General features: G+C 68.1%; 18 protein-coding genes. 7 read left to right on the plus strand and 11 right to left on the minus strand.

Going from position 1 to position 21,686, the window contains the following annotated elements; all coding sequences use genetic code 11:
* Positions 1–34: 34 nt before the first annotated feature.
* Positions 35–517 (minus strand): ribonuclease E activity regulator RraA, encoded by a 483-nt coding sequence (gene rraA / locus ACIQTU_RS03705; protein ID WP_400542503.1) that lies wholly within the window; start codon positions 515–517, stop codon positions 35–37.
* Between the two features lie 120 nt (positions 518–637).
* On the opposite strand from rraA, the gene ACIQTU_RS03710 reads away from it, so the two are divergent.
* Positions 638–895 carry a hypothetical protein gene (locus ACIQTU_RS03710; RefSeq protein WP_400542506.1) on the plus strand — a complete coding sequence of 86 codons (258 nt, stop codon included), beginning with the start codon at positions 638–640 and terminating at the stop codon, positions 893–895.
* Between the two features lie 137 nt (positions 896–1,032).
* On the opposite strand, the gene recA is transcribed toward ACIQTU_RS03710, so the two are convergent.
* The 5 genes from recA to ACIQTU_RS03735 all read right to left on the minus strand — a co-directional run bounded on the left by recA (position 1,033) and on the right by ACIQTU_RS03735 (position 8,011).
* Positions 1,033–2,112, minus strand: coding sequence for a recombinase RecA (recA, locus tag ACIQTU_RS03715; protein ID WP_400542509.1), 1,080 nt, complete (start codon positions 2,110–2,112; stop codon positions 1,033–1,035).
* Positions 2,113–2,256: 144 nt separating this feature from the next.
* Positions 2,257–3,768 carry a CHAD domain-containing protein gene (locus ACIQTU_RS03720; protein ID WP_400542512.1) on the minus strand — a complete coding sequence of 504 codons (1,512 nt, stop codon included), beginning with the start codon at positions 3,766–3,768 and terminating at the stop codon, positions 2,257–2,259.
* A gap of 53 nt (positions 3,769–3,821) precedes the next feature.
* On the minus strand, positions 3,822–4,571 hold the full coding sequence (locus ACIQTU_RS03725) for an SDR family NAD(P)-dependent oxidoreductase (RefSeq protein WP_400542515.1): 750 nt from the start codon (positions 4,569–4,571) through the stop codon (positions 3,822–3,824).
* A gap of 125 nt (positions 4,572–4,696) precedes the next feature.
* Positions 4,697–6,634, minus strand: coding sequence for an acetate--CoA ligase (acs, locus tag ACIQTU_RS03730; protein WP_400542518.1), 1,938 nt, complete (start codon positions 6,632–6,634; stop codon positions 4,697–4,699).
* Between the two features lie 27 nt (positions 6,635–6,661).
* Entirely contained in the window at positions 6,662–8,011 is a 1,350-nt protein-coding gene (locus ACIQTU_RS03735) for a DcaP family trimeric outer membrane transporter (protein ID WP_400542521.1), read from the minus strand.
* A 173-nt stretch (positions 8,012–8,184) separates the two neighbouring features.
* Between ACIQTU_RS03735 and ACIQTU_RS03740 the strand changes: the two genes are divergently transcribed.
* Positions 8,185–8,802, plus strand: coding sequence for a response regulator (locus ACIQTU_RS03740; protein ID WP_400542524.1), 618 nt, complete (start codon positions 8,185–8,187; stop codon positions 8,800–8,802).
* Position 8,803: 1 nt separating this feature from the next.
* Here the strand turns inward: ACIQTU_RS03740 and ACIQTU_RS03745 are convergent, their stop codons facing one another.
* Together ACIQTU_RS03745 and ACIQTU_RS03750 are read right to left on the minus strand one after the other, a co-directional pair.
* The gene (locus ACIQTU_RS03745) at positions 8,804–12,178 is read right to left on the minus strand and encodes a PAS-domain containing protein (protein ID WP_400542527.1); all 3,375 of its coding nucleotides are present in this window, start codon (positions 12,176–12,178) and stop codon (positions 8,804–8,806) included.
* A 97-nt stretch (positions 12,179–12,275) separates the two neighbouring features.
* Positions 12,276–13,931 carry an MFS transporter gene (locus tag ACIQTU_RS03750; protein ID WP_400543756.1) on the minus strand — a complete coding sequence of 552 codons (1,656 nt, stop codon included), beginning with the start codon at positions 13,929–13,931 and terminating at the stop codon, positions 12,276–12,278.
* Positions 13,932–14,195: 264 nt separating this feature from the next.
* Between ACIQTU_RS03750 and ACIQTU_RS03755 the strand changes: the two genes are divergently transcribed.
* Positions 14,196–14,351: a hypothetical protein gene (locus ACIQTU_RS03755; protein WP_400542530.1), complete on the plus strand. Its 156-nt coding sequence runs from the start codon at positions 14,196–14,198 to the stop codon at positions 14,349–14,351.
* A gap of 6 nt (positions 14,352–14,357) precedes the next feature.
* Here ACIQTU_RS03755 and ACIQTU_RS03760 read toward each other — a convergent pair whose 3' ends face one another.
* The 3 genes from ACIQTU_RS03760 to ACIQTU_RS03770 form a co-directional block, all read right to left on the minus strand.
* The gene (locus ACIQTU_RS03760) at positions 14,358–15,803 is read right to left on the minus strand and encodes an NAD-dependent succinate-semialdehyde dehydrogenase (RefSeq protein WP_400542533.1); all 1,446 of its coding nucleotides are present in this window, start codon (positions 15,801–15,803) and stop codon (positions 14,358–14,360) included.
* 74 nt (positions 15,804–15,877) lie between these two features.
* Positions 15,878–16,483 (minus strand): response regulator FixJ, encoded by a 606-nt coding sequence (gene fixJ, locus ACIQTU_RS03765; protein ID WP_400542536.1) that lies wholly within the window; start codon positions 16,481–16,483, stop codon positions 15,878–15,880.
* The gene (locus ACIQTU_RS03770; RefSeq protein ID WP_400542539.1) at positions 16,480–17,880 is read right to left on the minus strand and encodes a sensor histidine kinase; all 1,401 of its coding nucleotides are present in this window, start codon (positions 17,878–17,880) and stop codon (positions 16,480–16,482) included. Before ACIQTU_RS03770 ends, fixJ begins: the two co-directional genes overlap by 4 nt.
* A gap of 443 nt (positions 17,881–18,323) precedes the next feature.
* Here ACIQTU_RS03770 and ACIQTU_RS03775 point away from each other — a divergent pair, with 443 nt between their 5' ends.
* From ACIQTU_RS03775 to ACIQTU_RS03790, 4 genes are read left to right on the plus strand one after another with little or no spacing between them, the layout of a single operon-like run.
* Entirely contained in the window at positions 18,324–19,046 is a 723-nt protein-coding gene (locus ACIQTU_RS03775; RefSeq protein WP_400542542.1) for a TorF family putative porin, read from the plus strand.
* Positions 19,047–19,080: 34 nt separating this feature from the next.
* Positions 19,081–21,030, plus strand: coding sequence for a methyl-accepting chemotaxis protein (locus tag ACIQTU_RS03780; protein WP_400542545.1), 1,950 nt, complete (start codon positions 19,081–19,083; stop codon positions 21,028–21,030).
* Positions 21,030–21,311: an STAS domain-containing protein gene (locus ACIQTU_RS03785; protein ID WP_400542548.1), complete on the plus strand. Its 282-nt coding sequence runs from the start codon at positions 21,030–21,032 to the stop codon at positions 21,309–21,311. Before ACIQTU_RS03780 ends, ACIQTU_RS03785 begins: the two co-directional genes overlap by 1 nt.
* On the plus strand, positions 21,308–21,673 hold the full coding sequence (locus ACIQTU_RS03790) for a response regulator (RefSeq protein ID WP_300196327.1): 366 nt from the start codon (positions 21,308–21,310) through the stop codon (positions 21,671–21,673). The genes ACIQTU_RS03785 and ACIQTU_RS03790 overlap by 4 nt, the downstream gene beginning before the upstream one ends.
* Positions 21,674–21,686: the final 13 nt, after the last annotated feature.

Consider the following 21,686-nt stretch of genomic DNA (forward strand, 5'->3'; position numbering starts at 1 on the left):
CGCGCCGGGGCGTGCTTTTCCGGCCGGGCGGGCTCTAATCGTGCAGGCGGTGCGGCGCGACGATGACGCCGTCCTCGTCGGCGTAGAGCCAGTCGCCGGGGGTGAAGATGACGCCGCCGAAGGCGGTGGGGATGTCGATCTCGCCGACGGCGTCGCGGTCGGCGCGCAGGGGGATGGTCCCGACGGCCTTTATGCCCACCGGCATGGCGTTGATGACTCCGCTGTCGCGGATCGCGCCGTGGACCACGATCCCGGCCCAGCCGTTGTCGATCGCCAGCGTCGCCAGATTGTCGCCGACCAGGGCGCGCTTGAGCGAGCCCCCGCCATTGACCACCAGCACCGCGCCGTGACCCGGCCGCTCCAGCGCCTGACGGACCAGGGCGTTGTCGTCCAGCACGCTGAGGGTGCGGATGGGGCCGTGGAAGGCTGCGACCCGACCGAAGCTGCGGAATGGGATCTGGCAGACCTTCACCTTTTCGGGATGGGCGTCGCAGAGATCGGCGGTGGCGGTGGTCATGGGGGTGGGTCCGTTTGACGCAACTCAGGGGTGTAAAAGAGCGGGTGGAGACTCAAGAATCGTCGTTATGTAAGTGGGCCTGGGGGGCCCTTCAGGCGTGATATCTCGAGGAGATCTGGCATGCGTAAAATAGTCAAACTTGCGGCTGCGAGCCTTCTGGTCACCCTGGCGGCGTCGCCGGCGATGGCGCTCAAGGCGCCGCTCTATGTCTATGCCTATACCTACTATACCGACGCGTCGAAAACGACGGTTGCAGGCTATTCCAGTGATATTTGCTGGGAGTTTGAAGGCCGCGTGTGGGTGCAGACCTTCCAGCACCAGACACCCTACTATGATGCCCAGATAAGCCATGAGTGCCGGGTCGGCGGACCGCTGTAGGGCTTCTCCGAAGTCCTGGCTTCAGACAAAAAAGAGGCCCGCCCGAGATGCTCGGGCGGGCCGGTCTCCGTCCGACCGACCCGCGGGGTCGGTAGGCGGGTCGCGGGTCGACGGACGGAAGCTCTAGAAGAGGGGGATCAGCCCTCCATATCCTGACCTTCGTCGGGCTCGGGCGCGCCCAGCATGTCGTCGGCGATCTTGGACGTGGACTGGCGCACGGCCTTCTCGATGGCGAGGGCCATGTCGGGATTGTTCTTGAGGAACTCCTTGGCGTTCTCGCGGCCCTGACCGATGCGGGTGGAGTCGTAGGAGAACCAGGACCCCGCCTTCTCGATCACATTGGCCTTGACCCCCAGATCGATGATCTCGCCGATCTTGGAGATGCCTTCGCCGTACATGATGTCGAAGATGACCTCGCGGAACGGCGGGGCGACCTTGTTCTTGACCACCTTGACGCGGGTGGTGTTGCCGACGACCTCGTCGCGGTTCTTGATCGCGCCGGTGCGGCGGATGTCGAGGCGGACCGAGGCGTAGAATTTCAGCGCATTGCCGCCCGTCGTCGTTTCCGGCGAGCCGTACATGACGCCGATCTTGTGGCGGATCTGGTTGATGAAGAGGACGATGCACTTCGACTTGGAGATCGAGGCCGTCAGCTTGCGCAGGGCTTGCGACATCAGACGGGCCTGCAGGCCGGGCAGGCTGTCGCCCATCTCGCCTTCGATTTCAGCGCGGGGCGTCAGGGCGGCGACGGAGTCGACCACCACGATGTCCACGGCGCCCGAGCGCACCAGGGTGTCGACGATCTCCAGCGCCTGTTCGCCGGCGTCGGGCTGCGACACCAGCAGGTCGTCGAGGTTGACGCCCAGCTTCTGGGCGTAGACCGGATCGAGCGCGTGCTCGGCGTCGACGAAGGCGGCCACGCCGCCCTTCTTCTGGACCTCGGCCACGGTGTGCAGGGCCAGGGTGGTCTTGCCCGAGGATTCAGGGCCGAACACCTCGATGACCCGCCCGACCGGCAGACCGCCGATGCCGAGCGCCATGTCCAGTCCGAGCGAACCGGTCGAGACGCTCTCGATTTCGTTCACCTGCCCGGCCTTGCCGAGCTTCATCACCGAGCCCTTGCCGAAAGCGCGATCGATTTGCGCGATCGCCGCCTCCAGAGCGCGTTGCTTTTCGCCGTCTTCTTTACCCACGAGCTTCAATGCCGCCTGTGCCATTGGTTTTCTCTCCCTTGCCATGATTCCATTCTGGGCTTTGGGAGAGACCCGCCAGGACCCGCTCCCTCTGTGAAACGGACTATGTGCATGGTTTGTTCTGGTTCACAAGATGTTCTCATTTGGGGCGTGAGAACAAAATGCGATCTACGACCGTTTCTGACGTGACTTACGCCCGGTCCAGAAGGGGCGTGCGTCGTGGAAACGCCCGCAGGCCTTGACTGCGGCGGTCAACAACGCGGCCTCGTCGCGCTCACGTCGGCCGATGACACGCCCGACGGCGAAGGCGATGTCGGCGTCGTCCAGAGCGGCCTCGCCGGGGATCCGGTCGCGCGCCACGGCCAGATCGTTCAGTTCGCCGAGCCTGTCCTGCAGCCGTTCCAGAGATTTCAGATAGCGGGCGCGGCGGCGAGCGGCGGGAAACAGGTCGGCGAAGAACTCGGCGGCGTAGCGCAGACGCTTGGCGCGGATGCGCAGGTGGTGGCGGGCCTCGGCGTCCAGTTCGGCCAGGTCACGAGCGCGATGTTCGACCTGACGGTGCAGCCGGCTCAGGGCCTCGACGGCGAAGGGGGCTAGGGGTCCGTCGGGCAGGGCGGCCGCCTCGATCCAGGCGGTCGTCTCCAGCATCAGCAGGGCGTAGCGCGGCGAGGCGATGGCCGCCAACACACGGTCATAGGCCTGTCCCCGCGCGGTCAGCAGATGACGCCCCAGCGGCGCAAGGCCCGGCGACGGGGCCGCCAGCGCCGTCGGATGAAAGACGTCGCGGATGAAGACGTCCAGATCACGGGCGGCGTCGGCCTCGCGCGCCAGCCATTTCAGTTCGGTCTCGACGCGTTCACGCTCAGGCTCGGCCAGCAGGGGCTTGAAGGCGCCGACGGCGGCGCGCAGGCGGCGCAGGCCCACCCGCATCTGATGCACGGCCTCGGGGCGGCGCACGACCCGCAACAGTTCGGCGTTGGCCGAAACCTGGGACAGACAGGCCATGGCGATGCGCCGAAAGGCCGTCGCCGTCGTCGCGTCGGGCGACAGGGGCGTGGCGACGGCGCGGCGGGGAGCGCGGCTCTCGCCGTCGGCCAGCCGCCAGCCGCGCTCGGCCTTGCTCTCGAACACCGGGACGATGGCCAGGTCACGCGCCAGCCTCCGGGCGAGGCTGAACAGGGCGGCGGGTTCGCCTGCCTTCAACTCGAGCTCCAGTTCGTAGATGGGCTCACGTTTCTCGCCCGCCGAAAGGTCGCCTGCGTCGAAGGCGACCTCGATCCGGGCACCCGCCCAGTCGACCATGCGGATGCGGCGCACGACGGTTGTGGCGAAGCGAGGCGACAGGTCGCCGCGGCGGCCCCTCAGCAACCTGTGCGCGGGCGTGGTCTTGAGCGCGGCGAGGTCCAGCGCCTCTGTGGGGACAGGAACCTCCCATTCGTCGCGGGCGGTCTGGCCGGGGGCGGTCTGGCGCTTCAGGGTCTGGACGAAGCCGTCGGGCGTCGTCCGCACCCGCAGGCCGCATCCGGCCGCGCGCAGGACGCCGTCGGGGGTGTCGAAATAGACCGAGCGCAGGGATTGGCTGGTCTGGGGGCCTTGCAGCGCCGGGTGTCCCGACAGGCGCACGACCGCGCCTGGTCCGAGGCGGAACTTCAGCTCGGTTTCGGTTGCGGGCGAAGCCATGCCGTCATTCTAGGCCCCTCGCCGTCATCCCGGAAGCGGCGAAGCTGGAGTCCTCAGTCCCGCGCCACCTGGAAGCCCGCAAACGACTGGCTGACCGGCATCAGCTCCAGGGCGTTGACGTTCAGGTGGGGCGGCAGGGTCGCGACCCAGAACAGGGTCTCGGCGATGTCCTCGCCCGTCATCGGCCGGGCGCCGTCATAGAGGGCGTCCGACGCCGCCTGATCGCCGCTGGTGCGGACCAGGGTGAACTCGGTCTCGGTCATGCCGGGCTCGATGGAGGTGACGCGCACGCCCGTGCCGTGCAGGTCCGACCGCAGGCCCAGCGAGAACTGGCGCACGAAGGCCTTGGTGCCGCCATAGGCGTTGCCGCCCTTGTAGGGATAGGTGGCGGCCACCGAACTGATGTTCAGAATGGCGCCCTTGCGCGCGATCAGGCGCGGCAGCAGACGGCGCGTGATGGTCACCAGGCCGGTGATGTTGGTGTCGATCATCTGACGCCACTGGTCCAGATCGGCGTCCTGGGCGGCGGCGGTCCCCAGGGCGAGCCCGGCGTTGTTGATCAGGACGTCGATGTCGCCAAAGCCTTCGGGCAGGGCGTCCAGCGCGGCGTCGATGGCGGCCTCGTCGCGGATGTCGAAGACGAGGGGATGGACCACGTCCGCGCCCAGTTCGGCGACCAGTTCGTCCAGACGCTCGGCGCGGCGGCCGGTGGCGATGATCTTCCAGCCCGCCGAGGCGAAGCGGCGCGCCGCAGCCTGTCCGATGCCTGCCGTGGCGCCGGTGATGAGGACGGTTCCGCTCATGGTCTGCTCCTGTTCGCTGTCGGGGCTGTCTAGCGCCGCCGTGGCTCAGGCTCAAATGACGAAACGGCCGACGCCCCCTTTCAGGAACGCCGGCCGCTTGCTCCGGGGAGAGCAGGGGAGGGTCGTCAGGCGGCCCGGTTCTTCACCAGGTCGTCGACGACCGAAGGGTCGGCCAGGGTCGAGGTGTCGCCCAGGGCGCCGATCTCGTTTTCGGCGATCTTGCGAAGGATGCGCCGCATGATCTTGCCGGATCGGGTCTTGGGCAGGCCCGGCGCCCACTGGATGACGTCGGGGGCGGCGATGGGGCCGATCTCGAGCCGGACCTGGGCGACCAGGGCCGTGCGCAGTTCGTCGGTCGCCACGATCCCTGTGTTCAGGGTGACATAGGCGTAGATGCCCTGACCCTTGATGTCGTGGGGGAAGCCGACGACCGCGGCCTCGGCCACGGCCTCGTGCAGGACCAGGGCGCTTTCCACCTCGGCCGTGCCCATGCGGTGGCCGGAGACGTTGATGACGTCGTCGACCCGGCCAGTGATCCAGTAGTAGCCGTCTTCGTCGCGGCGGCAGCCGTCGCCGGTGAAATACTTGCCCGGATAGGTCGAGAAATAGGTCTCGAAGAAGCGCTGGTGGTCGCCATAGACCGTGCGCATCTGGCCCGGCCAACTGTCGGTGATGCACAGGTTGCCCTCGGTCGCGCCCTCCAGAACCACCCCTTCGGCGTCGACGATCTGCAACTCGACGCCGGGCAGGGGCTTGGTGGCCGAGCCGGGCTTGAGGTCGGTGGCGCCGGGCAGGGGCGAGATCAGCACCCCGCCGGTTTCGGTCTGCCACCAGGTGTCGACGATGGGCAGGCGGCCTTCGCCGACCACCTCGTGATACCAGCGCCAGGCCTCGGGATTGATCGGTTCGCCGACGCTGCCCAGCAGACGCAGGGACTGGCGGCTGGTCGCCTTCACCGGCGCGTCGCCTTCGCGCATCAGCGAGCGCAGGGCGGTGGGGGCGGTGTAGAAGATCTCGACCTGATGCTTGTCGATGACCTGCCAGAAACGGCTGACGGTCGGATAGTTGGGCACGCCCTCGAACAGCAGGGTCGTGGCGCCATTGGCCAGGGGGCCATAGACGCCATAGGAGTGGCCGGTCACCCAGCCCACGTCGGCGGTGCACCAGAAGACTTCGCCGGGACGATAATCAAACACCAGTTCGTGGGTGTAGCTGGCCCAGAACAGATAGCCGCCCGTGGTGTGCAGCACCCCTTTGGGCTTTCCGGTCGAGCCCGAGGTGTAGAGGATGAACAGCGGGTCCTCGGCCTGCATCGGCTCGGGATGGCAGTGGGCCGTGACCTTGGCGGCCTCGGTCTCATAGTCGAGATCGCGACCCTCGACGAAGCCCACATCCGCCCCGGTGTGGCGGATCAGCAGGACGCCGTCGACGCCCGACACCTTTTCCAGGGCCTTGTCGACATTGGCCTTCAGCGGGACCTTCTTGCCGCCGCGGCAGCCCTCGTCGGCGGTGATGACGAAGGTGGAGCCGCAGTCCTCGATGCGCCCGGCGATGCTGTCGGGCGAGAAACCGCCGAAGATGACCGAGTGGACCGCCCCGATCCGCGCGCAGGCCAGCATGGCGTAGGCGGCCTCGGGGATCATGGGCAGATAGATGGTGACGCGGTCGCCTTTGCGGACGCCGTTGGCCTTGAGCACATTGGCCATGCGGCAGACGCGCTCATGAAGCTGGCCGTAGGTGACATGCTCGCTGTCGGTCGGCTCGTCGCCTTCCCAGATGATGGCCGTGTCGTCGGAGCGGTGGGGCAGGTGGCGGTCGATGCAGTTGGCCGAGACGTTCAGCACCCCGTCCTCGAACCAGCGGATGCGGAAGTCGGCCTTGTCGAACGACACGTCCTTGATCTTGGACGGGAAGGTCATCCAGTCGAGGCGCTTGGCCTGCTCGCGCCAAAAGGCCTCGGGTGCCTCGCGCGCCGCGATCCGGGCCGCGTCATAGGCGTCGCGGTCCATGTGGGCGCGGGCGGCCAGGTCGGCGGGGACGGGATAGATTTCCGGATCAGACACGCGCGCTTTCCTCCCAGTTTCTTTTTCTTAGAAGCCGTATTTGGCGAACAGGATCAGACGGGTCATGTCGCCGTCGAGCCCCGACTCCAGCTTGCGGTCAGCGAACATCAGTTCGGCGCCCAGATCAAACGCCGTGACCGGCGACCAGATCAGGTTGGCGTGGATGCTCTGGGCCGACCGGTTGGCGCCGGTCCCGGTCAGAAGCACGTCATTGTCCACCTTCTGCGCCGACCAGATCAGGCTGGAGCGCCAGCCGGGCGTCCAGACGTGGCGATAGGCGGCGAAACCGGCCAGCACGCCGATGGCGTCCAACTGACCCGAGGCGTCCAGCACCGCGTCGTTGGAGAAGTTGAGCCCGACGTAGCGACCGATGCCCTCGCCGCCGGTTACCATCAGGCGGATGTCGTCCTGGGCGCCGACCTTGATCTTGGTCGAGGCCGACAGGCCCCAGCCGACAGCCGTGTCGTCGATGGCGCTGGCCGGGTTCTCATACTTGAGCTGGCGCAGCAGGCCCGCGAACTGCAGGTCGCCCCAGGGGCGGCTGATGGCGTAACGCGCCGTCAGGTCGGGCAGGCTGTTGTCGTCGGCGATGACGCGCGTCCCGCCGCCGAAGGGGGTGACGGTGGTCTCGGGGTTCTCGACTGCGATCGAGAAGGGGCCGCGCGTGTAACGAACCTGAACCTGCCGGGCGAAGACCGTGCCCTCGGCGGCGCCGACGAAGTCCGCCGATTCCGGCAGGACGGCGGTGTTCTGGAAGTTGGTCCACTCCTGACCGATCAGCCAGTTGTCGATGGTGACGAAGGCGCGGCGCAGGGCGGGGGTGGAGGCGCTGGTGATGCGCTGATCGCCGGTTCCGGGCAGGCTCTGGAAGTCCATCTCCAGCCGGGTGCCGACCTTGTGGCCGCCGACCAGACCGTCGGTGGTCAGCCAGAAACGGGTCTGACGGGCGTTGAAGTCCATCGCCGCATCTTCCTCGGCGCCGCCGACCGGGATGGAGCCGGGCAGGTGATAGTCGCGCAGCAGGTCGCCGTTGGCCGGATCGCCGCCGGAATAGCTGGAGGCCGAGGCGTCGACCTTGATGAAGCCGCCGAACTTGACCGTGTGATCGCCGATGCGGAAGCCTTCCTCGCGCGGGGCGGTCGAGACGGGCGTCGGGGCCGGCGCGGCCGGGCGGGTCTCCAGGCGGATGATGTCCTGGGCTTGCGCGGTTTGCTGCGTCCGCGCGGCGGCGACCTCGGACTTCAGGCTGTTCAGCTCGGCCTCGAGCTGGGCGATGCGCGCCTCGAGGGCCGCATTGGCGTCCTGCGCCAGAACGGCGCCGGGGGCGAACAGAAGCGCAGCCGCAGCGGCGCCGCCGAGCAGGCGGGATCTTCCCATGTCATCTTCCTCCCGGGTTCATCTGATGCGAACCTCGAGACGGCAGCATTCCGCGTGAGGGCGGTTTGCGGCCATTAGCCATTGGTCTAGTTTCGACCAAAGTCGAGGCGCGGCATGGTGTCGTCACAGCGCGGCCTCGACCCGAAAAAGAACCGCGCGCGGGAAGGATTTTCATGGATCGCATCGTCGTCGCCGACGACCACCCTCTGTTTCGGGCGGCGTTGAGATCGGCCGTTGAAAAGGCCGCGCCCGGCGCCGTGATTGCGGAATGCGCCAGTCTGGCCGAGGTTCAGACCGCCCTGGCCGAGGCCGCGACCGACCTGCTGCTGCTGGACCTGAAACTGTCGGACAGCGAGGGCATGGCGGGCCTGACCCGCATCCGCGCCGACCATCCGGCGGTGCCGGTCGCCGTGGTCTCGGCCAGCGAGGAGCCGCCGACCGTGCGCCGCGCCCTGACCCTGGGCGCCGCCGGCTTCATTCCGAAATCCGCCGCCCTGCCGGTCATGGTGGAGGCTATCAAGGCCATCCTGTCCGGCGACAGCTGGGCCCCCGACGTGGGCGAGGCCGGGGCCGAGGAGGGTGACCTCGAAGCCCGTATCGCCAGCCTGACGCCGTCGCAGCTGCGCATCCTCGAAGGCCTGAAGGCCGGGCGGCTGAACAAGCAGATCGCCTTCGACCTCGGCGTCACCGAAGCGACGATCAAGGCCCACCTGACCAGCGTCTTCCGCAAGCTGGGCGTCCACAACCGGACCCAGGCGGTGATCCTGGCCCAGTCGATCGATCTGGGTTGATCTAGCGCGACAGAAACGCCTTCAGCGCCGCCGGTTTGACCGGCTTGGGCAGCAGGGTGGCGCCCGCCGCCGTGGCGGTTTCCTTCAGCCCCTCGCGGGTGTCAGCGGTGACCAGTCCGATGCGGCGCAGGCCTCGCGCCCTCAACGCATCGACCACCGTCAGCCCGTCCGCCCCGTCGCCCAGATGCAGGTCGACCAGAGCCGCGTCGAACGGTCCCTTGGCGGCGATCCCCTCGGCCACCGACCGCGCCGTGGTCGTCTGCGCCCCCCAGCGGCTCAGCAGCGCGGTCAGGGCGTCGAGGATGGCGGGCTCATTGTCCACGCACAGCACCCGCAGCCCCGCCAGCGGCAGGCGGACGTCGCCCTCGGCGGGGGCGGCGGGAACCTCGCGGGCGGCGGCGCGCGGCGCGCTGACCCGGAAGGTGGTGCCGCGCCCCACCCGTGAAGCCATCGACAGGGGGTGGCGCAGCAGGTCCGACAGCTTCTGCACGATGGCCAGACCCAGACCGGCGCCGGGTTCATCCACCGGGGCGCCGGGCAGGCGCACGAACTCGCCGAAGACGCTCTCGCGGTCCGCGTCGGGGATGCCGCGTCCGGTGTCGCAGACCAGCATCTGCACCGTGTCGCCGTCGCGCCGCGTCCCGACCAGAACCCGGCCCCGGTCGGTGTAGCGAATGGCGTTGCCGACCAGGTTCTGCAGCATGGAGCGCAGCAGGTCGTGGTCCGAGGCGACCCACAGACCCGACGGCACGACCGTCAGCCTGAGACCCTTGGCGCGGGCCATGGGGGCGAACTCGCGGCGCAGTTCGGCGAACAGGGCGTCCAACGACAGGGGGGCCACGGCGGGCTGGACCCCGCCCGCCTCCAGCTTGGACAGGTTGAGCAGGGCGGTCAGCAGGCGGTGGGCGCTGTCGATCGAGCGGTCGGCGTTGGTCGCCAGCCCGCGTCCCGGCGACCCCGCCGCCAGGGCCGGTTCTTCTTTCAGGGCGGCGATGAACAGGCGGGCGGCGTGAAGCGGCTGCAAAAGGTCGTGGCTGGCGGCGGCGAGGAAGCGGGTCTTCGACGCCGTGGCGTCCTCGGCCAGACGGCGAGCCTCCTCCAGTCGCTCGGTGCGGTCGGCGACGCGGGCCTCCAGCCGCTCGTTGGCCTCCTCCAGATCGCGGGCGGCGCGGCGCAGGGCGGTGATGTCAGTATAGCTGGTGGCGTAGCCCCCGCCAGGGATCGGGGCGCCGGAGGAACGCAGGATGCGGCCGTCGGGCTGCTCGCGCTCGTGGTCGTGGGGGATGCGGCGCGACAGGGCCTCCAGCCGTCGCTCGATCCAGGCCTCGATGTCGCCGGGGTCGGTCTCGCCGCGCTCGGCGTTGAGGCGATAGACGGCGGCGACCGGCAGTCCGACGTGGACGAAGCCGGCGGGCAGGTCGAACATCTCGACATAGCGCCGGTTCCAGGCGGTCAGGCGCAGGTCCTCGTCGACCACGCTGACGCCCTGATCGATGTTGTCGAGCGTGGTCTGCAGCAGGTCGCGGTTGAACTGGACCGCCTGCGAGGCCTCGTCCAGCATCCGCACCACGTCTTCGGGGGCGCGGCCCCCGGCGGCCAGGGCGGCGGCGATGACGCGCCGCGCCGAGGCGGCGCCGACCGCCCCCGCCAGCATCCGCTCGGCGGCGCGGGCCAGCCCCGCGTCAGCCGGGTCGGCGTCGCGCAGCTTGATCTCGGTCTCGCGCGCCCAGGCGGCGAAGGCGCGCTCGGCCCGTTCGTCGCCGATGAAGCGGGCGACCAGGGCCTTGAGGTCGCCGACCGAGGCTCCTGCCGAGCCGCCGCGCCCCTCCATCCAGTCCGGCCCCAAGCGGTCGACGAAGGCGCGGGCCTGGACCTGGTCGATCAGGCGTGGACGGCTCAGCTTGGACACCAGAATAAAGACGCCGAGGTTCAGCCCCAGGCTGAGGAAGACCCCCGCCGCGAACGGGTCGGCCAGCCCCAGCATGGCCGGGATGTTCAGGCCGAAGCCGGGCGCCAGCTGCGGCGCCGCCAGCATGACCAGCCAGACCGTCATCCCGACCGCCAGCCCCGCCAGGGCCCCGCGCGAGCGCCCGCCGCGCCACAGCACGGCGCCGAACAGGGCCGGGGCCAACTGGGCCAGGGCCGCGAACGACACCAGCCCCATGGCCGCCAGGCCGCTGGACTGGTCCATTGCCTGATAATAGATCCAGGCCATCAGCAGCAGGGCGACGATAGCCACGCGGCGGATGTTCAGGATCGAGCGCGCCATGTCGCCGGCGCGCTCGCCCCGGCGCCGCCGCTCGGCGGCCAATAGAGGCAAGACCAGATTGTTGGAGACCATGGCCGACAGGGCCACGGCCTCGACGATGACCATGGCGGTCGCCGCCGAGAAGCCGCCGACGAAGACGATGGCCGTCAGCGCCGACTGGCCGCTGTTCAGCGGCAGGGCCAGGACCAGCAGGTCTGGATTGACGCTGGGCGCGAACAGGCCGCCCGCCGCCACCAGAGGCAGGACCGCCAGACTGGTCAGGAGCAGATAGACCGGGAAGATCCAGCGCGCGCGCCGCACCTGGGCCGGATCGCCGCCTTCGACGAAGGCGACGTGGAACTGACGCGGCAGGCAGAAGATGGCGAGTGTCGCCACCAGGGTGATGGCCCAGAACCGCCCGTCCAGATCAGGCCAGCGCGCCAGATCGCCGAGGTTGGCGGTCACGTCGGCCGCCGCCGGGGCGCGCGCCAGAAGCATCAGGGCGAAGACGGCGACAGCCAGCAAGGCGGTCAGCTTGACGATGGACTCGATGCCGATGGCCTGGATCAGGCCGCGGTTGTGCTCGGTCAAGTCGGGACGACGGGCCCCGAACAGGATGGCGAACCCGGCCAGCACCCCGGCCATGACCAGAACCGTCAGGCTCTCGGAGCCCGCCACCGGCGTGCCGGCGGTGATCATTTCCCCGGCCATGGACAGGGATTTCAGCTGCAGGGCGATGTAGGGCAGGGACCCGAGGATGGCGACGGCCGCCACCGCCGCGCCCAGGGCCGGGCTCTTGCCGTAGCGCGAGGAGATGAAGTCGGCCATCGAGCCGACGTTCTCGCGCCGGGCCGCCGCCGCGATCCGCTTCCACAGCGGGAACAGGACCGTGACGCCCAGCGCCGGGCCGATGTAGATGGGCAGGTATTCCCAGGCCGACCGCGCCGCCGTCCCCACCGCCCCGTAATAGGTCCAGGAGGTGCAGTAGATGGCCAGAGACAGGGCGTAGAGCGACGGCCCCAGCGCCCCGCCGCGCGTCTTGATCGACGGCCGCTCGTACCACCAGGCCACCGCAAACAGGACGGCCATATAGGCGGCCACCAGGGCCAGGGTCGCGAGGCTGAACATGACCGGCATCTGGGACGGAGCGGGGCTGGGGGACAAGAACAAAAAGAGGGGCGGCCGGAAACCGGACCGCCCCTGCAGGTTGGCGAACTGTGCGGCGTCAGTCGTGGATGTTCACGTCCTTGCCTTCCTTCACGAAGAGCACGCCGATGATCAGGGTCAGCACCGCGATCGCGATGGGGTACCAGAGGCCGTAGTAGATATTGCCCGTGGCCGCGACCATGGCGAAGGCGGTGGTCGGCAGGAAGCCGCCGAACCAGCCGTTGCCGATGTGATAGGGCAGGGACATGGAGGTGTAGCGCACCTTGGTCGGGAACATCTCGACCAGGGCGGCGGCGATCGGGCCGTAGACCATGGTCACATAGAGGACCAGCAGGAACAGGATGCCGATCACCATGGGCTTGTTGACCAGGGCGCTGTCGGCCTTGGCCGGATAGCCGGCCTCGGTCAGGGCGGCGGTCAGGCCGGTGTCCCACGCCTTCTTCTGGGCGTCGAAGTCGGCCTTGGCCAGGACCTTGCCGTTAAAGCTCTCGACCACACGTTCACCGATGCGAACCTCGGTCACGGTTCCGGCAGGGGCGGCTTCGTTGACATAGGTGACGCCGGCCTTGGCCAGATGGGTCTTGGCGATGTCGCACGAGCTGTTGAAGACGGTCTTGCCCACCGGGTCGAACTGGAAGTGGCAGTCGGCCGGATCGGCGTAGACGGTCACCGGCGCCGAGGCGGCGGCGGCGGCCAGGCGCGGGTTGGCCGCGCCCGTCAGGGCGTTGAACAGGGGGAAGTAGGTCAGGGCGGCCAGCAGGCAGCCGACCAGGATGATGGGCTTGCGGCCGATCTTGTCCGACAGCCAGCCGAAGAAGACGAAGAAGGGCGTCGCCAGCGCCAGGGCGGCGGCGATCAGGATGTTCGACAGGGCCGGATCGACCTTCAGCGTCTTCTCGAGGAAGAAGAGGGCGTAGAACTGACCCGTGTACCAGACCACGGCCTGACCGGCGGCGAGGCCGAACAGGGCGATCAGCACCAGCTTCAGGTTCGGCCACTTCATGAAGCTGTCCTTCAGCGGCGTGGTCGAGCCCTTGCCCTCGGCCTTCATGCGCTGGAAGGCCGGGCTTTCCGACAGCTTCAGGCGGATCCACAGGGAGACGCCCAGCAGCAGGATCGAGACGATGAAGGGGATGCGCCAGCCCCAGCTGATGAAGGCTTCCTCGCCGATGGCGAAGCGGACGCCCAGAATGACCATCAGGCTGAGCAACAGGCCCACGGTGGCGGTGATCTGGATGAAGGAGGTGTAGAAGCCGCGCTTGCCGTGCGGGGCGTGCTCGGCGACGTAGGTGGCGGCCCCGCCGTATTCACCGCCCAGCGCCAGACCCTGGATCAGGCGCATCAGCACCAGGATGATCGGCGCGGCGATGCCGATGGCGGCGTAGGGCGGCAGCAGGCCGACCACGAAGGTCGACAGGCCCATCAGCAGCATGGTCACCAGGAAGGTGTTCTTGCGTCCCCACAGGTCGCCCATGCGGCCGAAGACGATGGCCCCGAACGGACGCACCGCGAAACCGGCGGCGAAGGCCATCAGGGCGAAGATGAAGCCGGTGGTCTCGTTCACGCCCGAGAAGAACTGGGCGGAGATGATCGCGGCCAGCGAGCCGTAGAGATAGAAGTCGTACCATTCGATGACGGTGCCGACGGACGACGCAAGGATCACCAGCCGGTCGTTCTTGTCGACCGTGTGCTCCGCGCCCTCCGCCGCACTCATGGTGCGGTCGGTCATGGGCAGTCCCTTCCTGTATGGCCGCGTGTCGCGACCGTTTCCTCGCGATCCTGTTGCCGGATCGTCGGAAGGGAGAGTGACAGCAGGTCGCAGACTTTGGAGAGAGCGACTTTGGTCGAACGGCGGCTATCGTCCGTGCGAGGTGCGAAATCTGGAACGTCTGGGCGTTTCCGTGTTGTCGCGGGGCGCGACAGAGGCCACATGAAGATCTGACGTCGCCGTTCGGCGACCTGGCGCGAGAGGACATCAATGACCCGTAAGCCCAACTACAGTTTCGAACGGCAGGAGCGCGAACGCGCCGAAGCCAAGAAGGCCGAAGCCAAGGCCGCGGCCAAGGCCGCCAAGAAGGCCGCCAAGGCCGCCGGCCTGACGACCGAGGAAGACGCCGAGCCGTCCGAGGACTGATCGGGCTTACAGCCCCATGCAGAGGTATTTGATTTCCAGATAGTCCTCGATGCCGTGGCTGGAGCCCTCACGGCCCAGTCCTGACTGCTTGATCCCGCCGAAGGGCGCGACCTCGGTGGAGATCAGGCCGGTGTTGATGCCGATCATGCCGGTCTCCAGAGCCTCGGCCACGCGCCAGACGCGGCTAAGGTCGCGGGCGTAGAAATAACCGGCCAGGCCGAAAATGGTGTCGTTGGCCAGGGCGATCCCTTCTTCTTCCGTCTCGAAACGGACGACGCCCGAGACGGGGCCGAAGGTCTCCTCGCGGCACATCTTCATGTCCTGGGTCACGCCCGACAGGACGGTGGGCTGGAAGAAGGTCATGCCCAGGTCATGACGCTGGCCGCCGGTCAGCAGGCTCGCCCCCTTGGCCAGGGCGTCGGCCACGTGCTCCTCGACCTTCCTTACGGCCTTTTCGTCGATCAGGGGGCCGATCTGGACGCCCCCGTCCAGACCGTTCCCAACCTTCAGGGCCTCAGTGGCCTTGGTCAGCTTGGCGACGAACTCGTCGTGAACCCCGGCCTGGACGTAGAAGCGGTTGGTGCAGACGCAGGTCTGCCCCGCGTTGCGGTACTTGGAGGCCACGGCCCCGGCCACCGCCGCGCCCACGTCGGCGTCGTCGAAGACCAGGAAGGGGGCGTTGCCGCCCAGTTCCAGGCTCATCTTCTTGATCGTGTCGGACGACTGTTTCATCAGCAGGCGGCCGATTTCGGTCGAACCGGTGAAGCTGATCTTGCGCACCGCCTCATTGGCCGTCAGCTCGCCGCCGATGGCCGAGGCCGAACCGGTGATGACGTTGAACAGGCCGGGCGGCAGGCCCGCCTCTTCCGCCAGAACCGCGAGCGCCAGGGCCGAGAGCGGCGTCTGGCTGGCGGGCTTCAGCACCACGGCGCAGCCGGCGGCCAGGGCCGGGCCGACCTTGCGGGTGATCATGGCGGCGGGGAAGTTCCACGGGGTGATGGCCCCCACCACCCCGACCGGCTGGCGCAGGGTCACCAGTCGTTTGCCGGCGTCATGGCTGGGGATGACCTCGCCGTAGGTGCGCTTACCTTCCTCGGCGAACCATTCGATGAAGCTGGCGGCGTAGGCGATCTCGCCCCTGGCTTCGGTCAGGCTCTTGCCCTGTTCTCGGGTCAGCAGACGGCCCAGGGCGTCCTGCTCGCTCATCATCAGATCGAACCAGCGGCGCAGAATGCGCGCCCGTTCGCCCGCTGTCCTCGCGGCCCAGGGCTTCATCGCTGCCTCGGCGGCGGCGATGGCGCGACGGGTTTCGGCGGCGCCCATGTCGGGCACGGCGGCCAGCACCTCGCCCGTCGCCGGGTCCGTCACCTCAAAGGACGCGCCGCTGTCGGCGTCGATCCAGCGGCCGTCGACATAGGCCTGACGGCGCAGCAGGCGGGCGGGATCGGACATGGGCGGCTCCTTGGGCGGGCGAGAGAGCCATCATAACGCGTCGCAACGGTCACGGCTGCAAGACGACGAAACGCCTAACCCAGGATCAGGCCCATGCGCACCAGGGCCGACAGACTGTCGGCCTCCATCTTGGCCATGACCTTGGCGCGGAACACCTCGACGGTGCGTGGGCTGATGTCCAGGTCCAGGGCGATGGCCTTGTTGGAGCAGCCGTGGATGAGGGCGTCGAACACCTGACGCTCGCGCGGGGTTAGCCGGGTCAGGCGCTGTTCGGCGGCGGCGCGGGTCGCCTGCTCGTGGTCGACGTCGTTCAACTGGTTCAGGCAGCCGCGTACGGTTTCGATCAGGCGCGTCGGGTCGAAAGGCTTTTCGATGAAGTCGATGACGCCGGACTTCATCATCTGCACAGCCATCGGCACGTCGGCGTGGCCGGTGATGACGATGACAGGCCAGGCGTGGCCGCGCATCTGGGTCAGGCGGCGGACCACCTCGCCGCCCTCCATGTCGGGCATGCGCACGTCGGTGATGACGCAGGCGGTGGCGTCCTCGGGCAGGTTGTTGAAGAAGTCGACGCCGCTGGCGAAGCCGCGGGCGCGGATGCCTTCGCCGCGCAACAGCATCAGCAGGGAGTCGCGGACGGCGGGGTCGTCGTCGATGATGAAGACGGAGTGGAGGCTCATGCGTTCTCGACGCCCGGTTCTCGATTGAGGGTGAACGAGAAGGCCGCGCCCCCCAGCGCGCTTCTCGAGACTTGCAGTCGTCCGCCGTGGCTTTCGACGATGGTGCGGGTGACCGACAGGCCCAGGCCCATGCCGCCGGACTTGGTGGTGGTCATTGGCTGGAAGATGCGGTCGATCTGGTCGTCAGCGATGCCGGGCCCATTGTCCTCGACGCTGATGCGGTAGTGCGTTTCCGAGGCCGGGCGGCCGACGATGACCACCTCGGGCGCGGTCTGTTCGCCGACGGCCTCGACCGCATTGCGGACCAGGTTGACCATGGCCTGCTGGAACTGGATGCGCTCGGCCCGGACACGATCGTTTTCGGCCTCCACCTCCATGCGGATGGCGACGCCCTTGCTGGACCCGATCATCGTCAGGATGGGGCCCAGGTCCTCGACCATGGACGAGGCGCGCTCGCTGTCCAGGCGACGGGCCTCCGGCGACAGAAGCTCGCGCATCCGTCGGATGATCTTGCCGGCGCGCAGAAGCTGGCCCTTGGCCAATTCGACAGTGCGCAGGGCGCTGTCGCCCAAGGGGCCGGCCTTCTCCATGTCCACCTGGCTGGCGTGCAGATAGGTGGCCGCGGCGCTGAGCGGCTGGTTCAGTTCATGGGCCAGGGTGGCGGCCATCTCGCCCAGGGAGTTGAGTCGCCAGACCTTGTTCAGTTGGGCGTGCAGTTCACGGGCCTGGGCGTCGGCGGCGTGCCAGCGGCTGAGATCGGTCAGGCACAGGGCGATCTGTTCGTCGTCGGACGATCCCGGCACGATGCCGTACTGGATGCTGAGCGGGAAGGTCACGCCATCGGGACGCAGGCCTGTCCAGTGGCCGTCCTTGGCGTCCAGCGGACCGCCAGGCGCCTCGGAGCCGACGATGGTCTTGATGTCGAAACCAGGAGCCAGTTCGGCGAAGGGACGACCGCGCGCGGCCTTTTCAGTCAGGGCGAACAGGTTGGCGGCGGCGGGGTTCAGGCGGCGGATGTCGCCGTTGGAGGCCAAGGTCACGACCGGCACCGAGGCCAGGGCGGTGTTGAGCATGGCGTCCTTGGCCGCCAGTTGCCGGGTCAGGTCGCGGGTGCGGCTGTCCAGCGCCCTCAGCCCCCAGCAAATCTCGGCCAACAGCCAGGTGACCCCGGCGAACAGGACGGCGTTGGTCAGGGCGTCCGACACGCTCTCGCGCGGCACCAGCATCAGGTTGACGGCGATGGACAGGGCGACCGCCAGGGCGGTGGCCAGCCGGCGCGCCAGCAGAGCCGTGACCACGACGGCGGGCACCATGGGCAGATAGTAGAACTGGCCCAGACCCTCCAGCAGGGTTCGGAAACCCACGGCCCCGCCCACGGCGACGATGGCCAGCAGCACGCCGCTCCAGCGTCGGCGCGATATCGCGCTCGCAAAAGACAGGATGCTTTGCATCGCCGATGGGATGGGAGGACTCCTCACGCTTCTGGTCGCCGGACGGTGAAGCTGTGGAAGTGAAATCTACAGAATCTGGCCGAGGGGCGCCTTCTATACATTGGTCGAGTATTCCGCAAATCCCGGATTAACCATGACGTTCTGCGGCCACGCTTCAGTCTTAATTGATATAGCTGTTTTGTATATAGGCAAAAAAATGGCGGTTACTGTAAAGATGGTTTTTGGCTGTTAAGGATAAAGTCTCTGCGGTTTCTGGCGGCAACGAAGCCTTAACCATGGCGATGGCTATCCGGGTAAATTCTGGCGGGGTGCGGAGTTCTACGTAGTCCCGGATTTACAAAAATCTACGCTTGTTCGGTCAGATAGACCTCATAGTCACTGAGGTAGAAATGCTCGAATTGAGTACCCTGAAGCGCCAGAACGGCGCGACCTTCATTCCGCTCCTCGCCGGCTTCGCCGCGGTGATGAGCGCCGGCGCCGCCCAGGCGCACGCCATTGCGGCCCCTGACTTCAGCGCCCAGATCGGCGTGGCCAGCGAATATGTCGGCAAGGGTCTGGGCAAGAGCGCCGGAGATCCCAGCGTCAACGGCACGGTCGAAGTCTCCACCGGCGCCTTCTACGCCAACGTCTTCGTCTCCACCGCCAAGCTGTCGCAGGGCTCGGACGCCGAGATCGTCAGCGCCATCGGCTGGCGCCCCGAGGCCGCCGGCTACAAGTTCGACCTGTCGGTGGTGAACCGCGACCTGCCGGGAACGCGCGCCGGCGTCGACGCCAACTATTGGGAATATCAGGCTGACGCCTCGCGCAAGCTGGGGCCGGTCAACACCCGCCTGCGCGTCAACTATACGCCCGACGGTTTCGCCGCGACCAAGGAAGCCTGGTGGGTCGAACTGCAGGGCACGGTTTCGGTCGGCCCGAACACCAAGGCCTCGGTCGCCATCGCTGACCGCACCGCCGACGGCGGCGCTGAATACGCCGCCTGGAACCTCGGCGTGAAGCACAAGCTGACGGACAAGCTGTCGCTGGATGTCCGCTGGTACGACACCGACAGCCATGCCCTGGGCGAGAACTACGACGGCCGCCTGGTGGGCGCGCTGACGTTCGCGCTCTGAGCCGATTGAACAGAAATCCGGGGGGAGAAGATCAATGAGCATGCTGAGCGATCTCAAGATCGAAAGAAAACTGATGGCGGCCTTCGCCGTCGTCATCGCCGCCATCGCCATCATGGGCGTGACGGTCTTCGTGCAGGTCAACGCCATGGAGAAGGCGCGCATGGACCGCGCCCGCGCCTCGGCGGTGCAGCGCGAGGCCGAGACCGCACAGTTCTATCTGGCGCGTCAGGAAAGCAGCTATCGCGGCTTCCTGCTGTCGCATGACGCCTACTACCTGGAGCGCCTGACCGCGCACCGCGAGAACTTCAACAAGAGCCTGGACCGGATCGCCCAGCTGGATCGCAACAGCGACGCGGAAGTCCGCGCCGCCCGCGTCGCCGCTGACGAATGGGCCAAGAACGTCGTCGAGGCCGGACGCGCACTGGCCGCCAACCCCGCGACCTACGCCGAGGCCGTGGCCATGGTCGGTCGCGAAGGCTCGGCCGACAAGTATATCAGCCCGGCCGAGGACGCCCTGGGCTCGCTGATCACCGAGAAGACCGAACAGGGCCGCGTCTTCGGCGACGTCCAGGTCCAGGTGGCCAAGTCGGCCCGCATGGTCCTGATCGGCGGCGTCATTGTCGCCCTGATCATCGCCGCCGCCATGGCCTTCCTGCTGACCAACCTGCTGGGCAAGCCGCTGCTGTCGATGACCTCGGCCATGCGTCGTCTGGCCGGCGGCGACACCTCGATCCTCGTTCCGGCCATGGGCCGCAAGGACGAGGTCGGCCAGATGGCCTCGGCCGTGACGGCCTTCAAGGACGCCGCCATCGCCAACGCCCGTCTGGAAGCCGAGGCCGTGGCCCAGCGCCAGGCGGCCGAGGACGAGCGCGCCCGCGTCGAGGCCGAGAAGGCGAGGGCGGCTGAAGAAGACCGCGTCGCCATCACCGCTCTGGCCGAGGGCCTGCAGGCCATGGCGGGCGGCGATCTGACCCATCGCATGACGGCCGAGGTTTCGCCCAAGGCGGCGCAGCTGAAGACCGACTTCAACGCCGCCATTTCGCAGCTGGAACAGGCCGTGGCTGTCGTGGTGACCAACGTCGCCGCCATCCGTTCGGGCTCCAGCGAGATCAGCCAGGCCTCCGACGACCTGTCGCGCCGCACCGAGCAGCAGGCCGCCTCGCTGGAGGAAACCGCCGCCGCCCTGGACGAGATCACCGCCACGGTGAACCGCACCGCCGACGGCGCACGGCAAGCTTCGGGCGTGGTCCAGTCCGCGCGCGGCGACGCTGAGAAGAGCGGCGTCATCGTCCGCGACGCCGTGGAGGCCATGAACGCCATCGAGCAGTCCTCGGCCCAGATCGGCAACATCATCGGCGTCATCGACGAGATCGCCTTCCAGACCAACCTTCTGGCCCTGAACGCCGGGGTCGAGGCCGCCCGTGCGGGCGACGCCGGTCGCGGCTTCGCCGTGGTCGCCTCGGAAGTCCGGGCCCTGGCCCAGCGCTCGGCCGAAGCCGCCAAGGAGATCAAGACCCTGATCTCGGCCTCGGGCCAGCAGGTCGGCGCGGGCGTCAACCTGGTCGGCCAGACGGGCGAGGCCCTGCAGCGCATCGTCAGCCGCGTGGCCGAAATCGACGGCCTGGTCTCGGAAATCTCGGCCTCGGCCCAGGAACAGGCCACCGGCCTGCAACAGGTCAACACCGCCGTGAACCAGATGGATCAGGTGACCCAGCAGAACGCGGCGATGGTCGAGCAGTCGACCGCCGCCAGCCACTCGCTGTCGCAGGAGGCCGACGTCCTGGCCGCCTCGGTGTCGCGCTTCCGCACCGGCCATGCCGCGGCCCCGGTCGCTGTGAAGAAGCCGGCGCCGGTCGCGCCTGCCGCCGCTCCGGCCCGCACGCCCGAGCCGGTGGCCCAGACCATCGCTGCGCTCAAGACCGTCGGTCGCGGCGGCGCCGCGCTCAAGGCGCAGCCGATCGAAGACGGTTGGGAAGAGTTCTGATGTCGACCCTGATCACCCTTCCGGCGGTGCTTGATCTGCGCGCCGCCGACCCCTTGAAGGCGCAACTCCTGGCCGTGCGCGGCCAGGAGGCGACCCTGGACGGTTCGGCTGTCGAGCGTCTGGGCGGCCTCTGCCTTCAGGTCTTGCTGTCGGCGCTGGCGACCTGGCGCGCCGACGGTCAGGCTTTGACCTTTATCAATGTTTCCGAGGCCCTGGCCTCGCAATGGAGCGCCTTTGGGGCCTCCGCCGCGGACCTCGCTCCGCAAGGACAACTCGCGTGACCAAGACCATCCTGACTGTCGATGATTCCCGCACCATGCGGGACATGCTGATGCTGGCGCTGAAAGACGCCGGCTATCGCGTGGTTCAGGCCGAGGACGGGATCCACGGTCTGGAGGTGCTGCGGGCCGAAAACCCCGACATCGTCATCACCGACATCAACATGCCCCGCATGGACGGCTTCGGCTTCATCGAGGGCATGCGCGCCGATCCCAACCACAAGGCCACCCCGGTTCTGGTCCTGACCACCGAAAGCGACGCCGCCAAGAAGCAGCGCGCCCGCGAGGCCGGGGCCACCGGCTGGATCGTCAAACCCTTCGACCCGGCCAAGCTGGTCGACGCCGTCCGTCGCGTCGCGGCCTGAGGACACCAGACTT

It is taken from the genome of Brevundimonas sp. NPDC090276, from assembly GCF_044772165.1.
In the GTDB taxonomy this organism is placed as follows: Bacteria; Pseudomonadota; Alphaproteobacteria; order Caulobacterales; family Caulobacteraceae; genus Brevundimonas.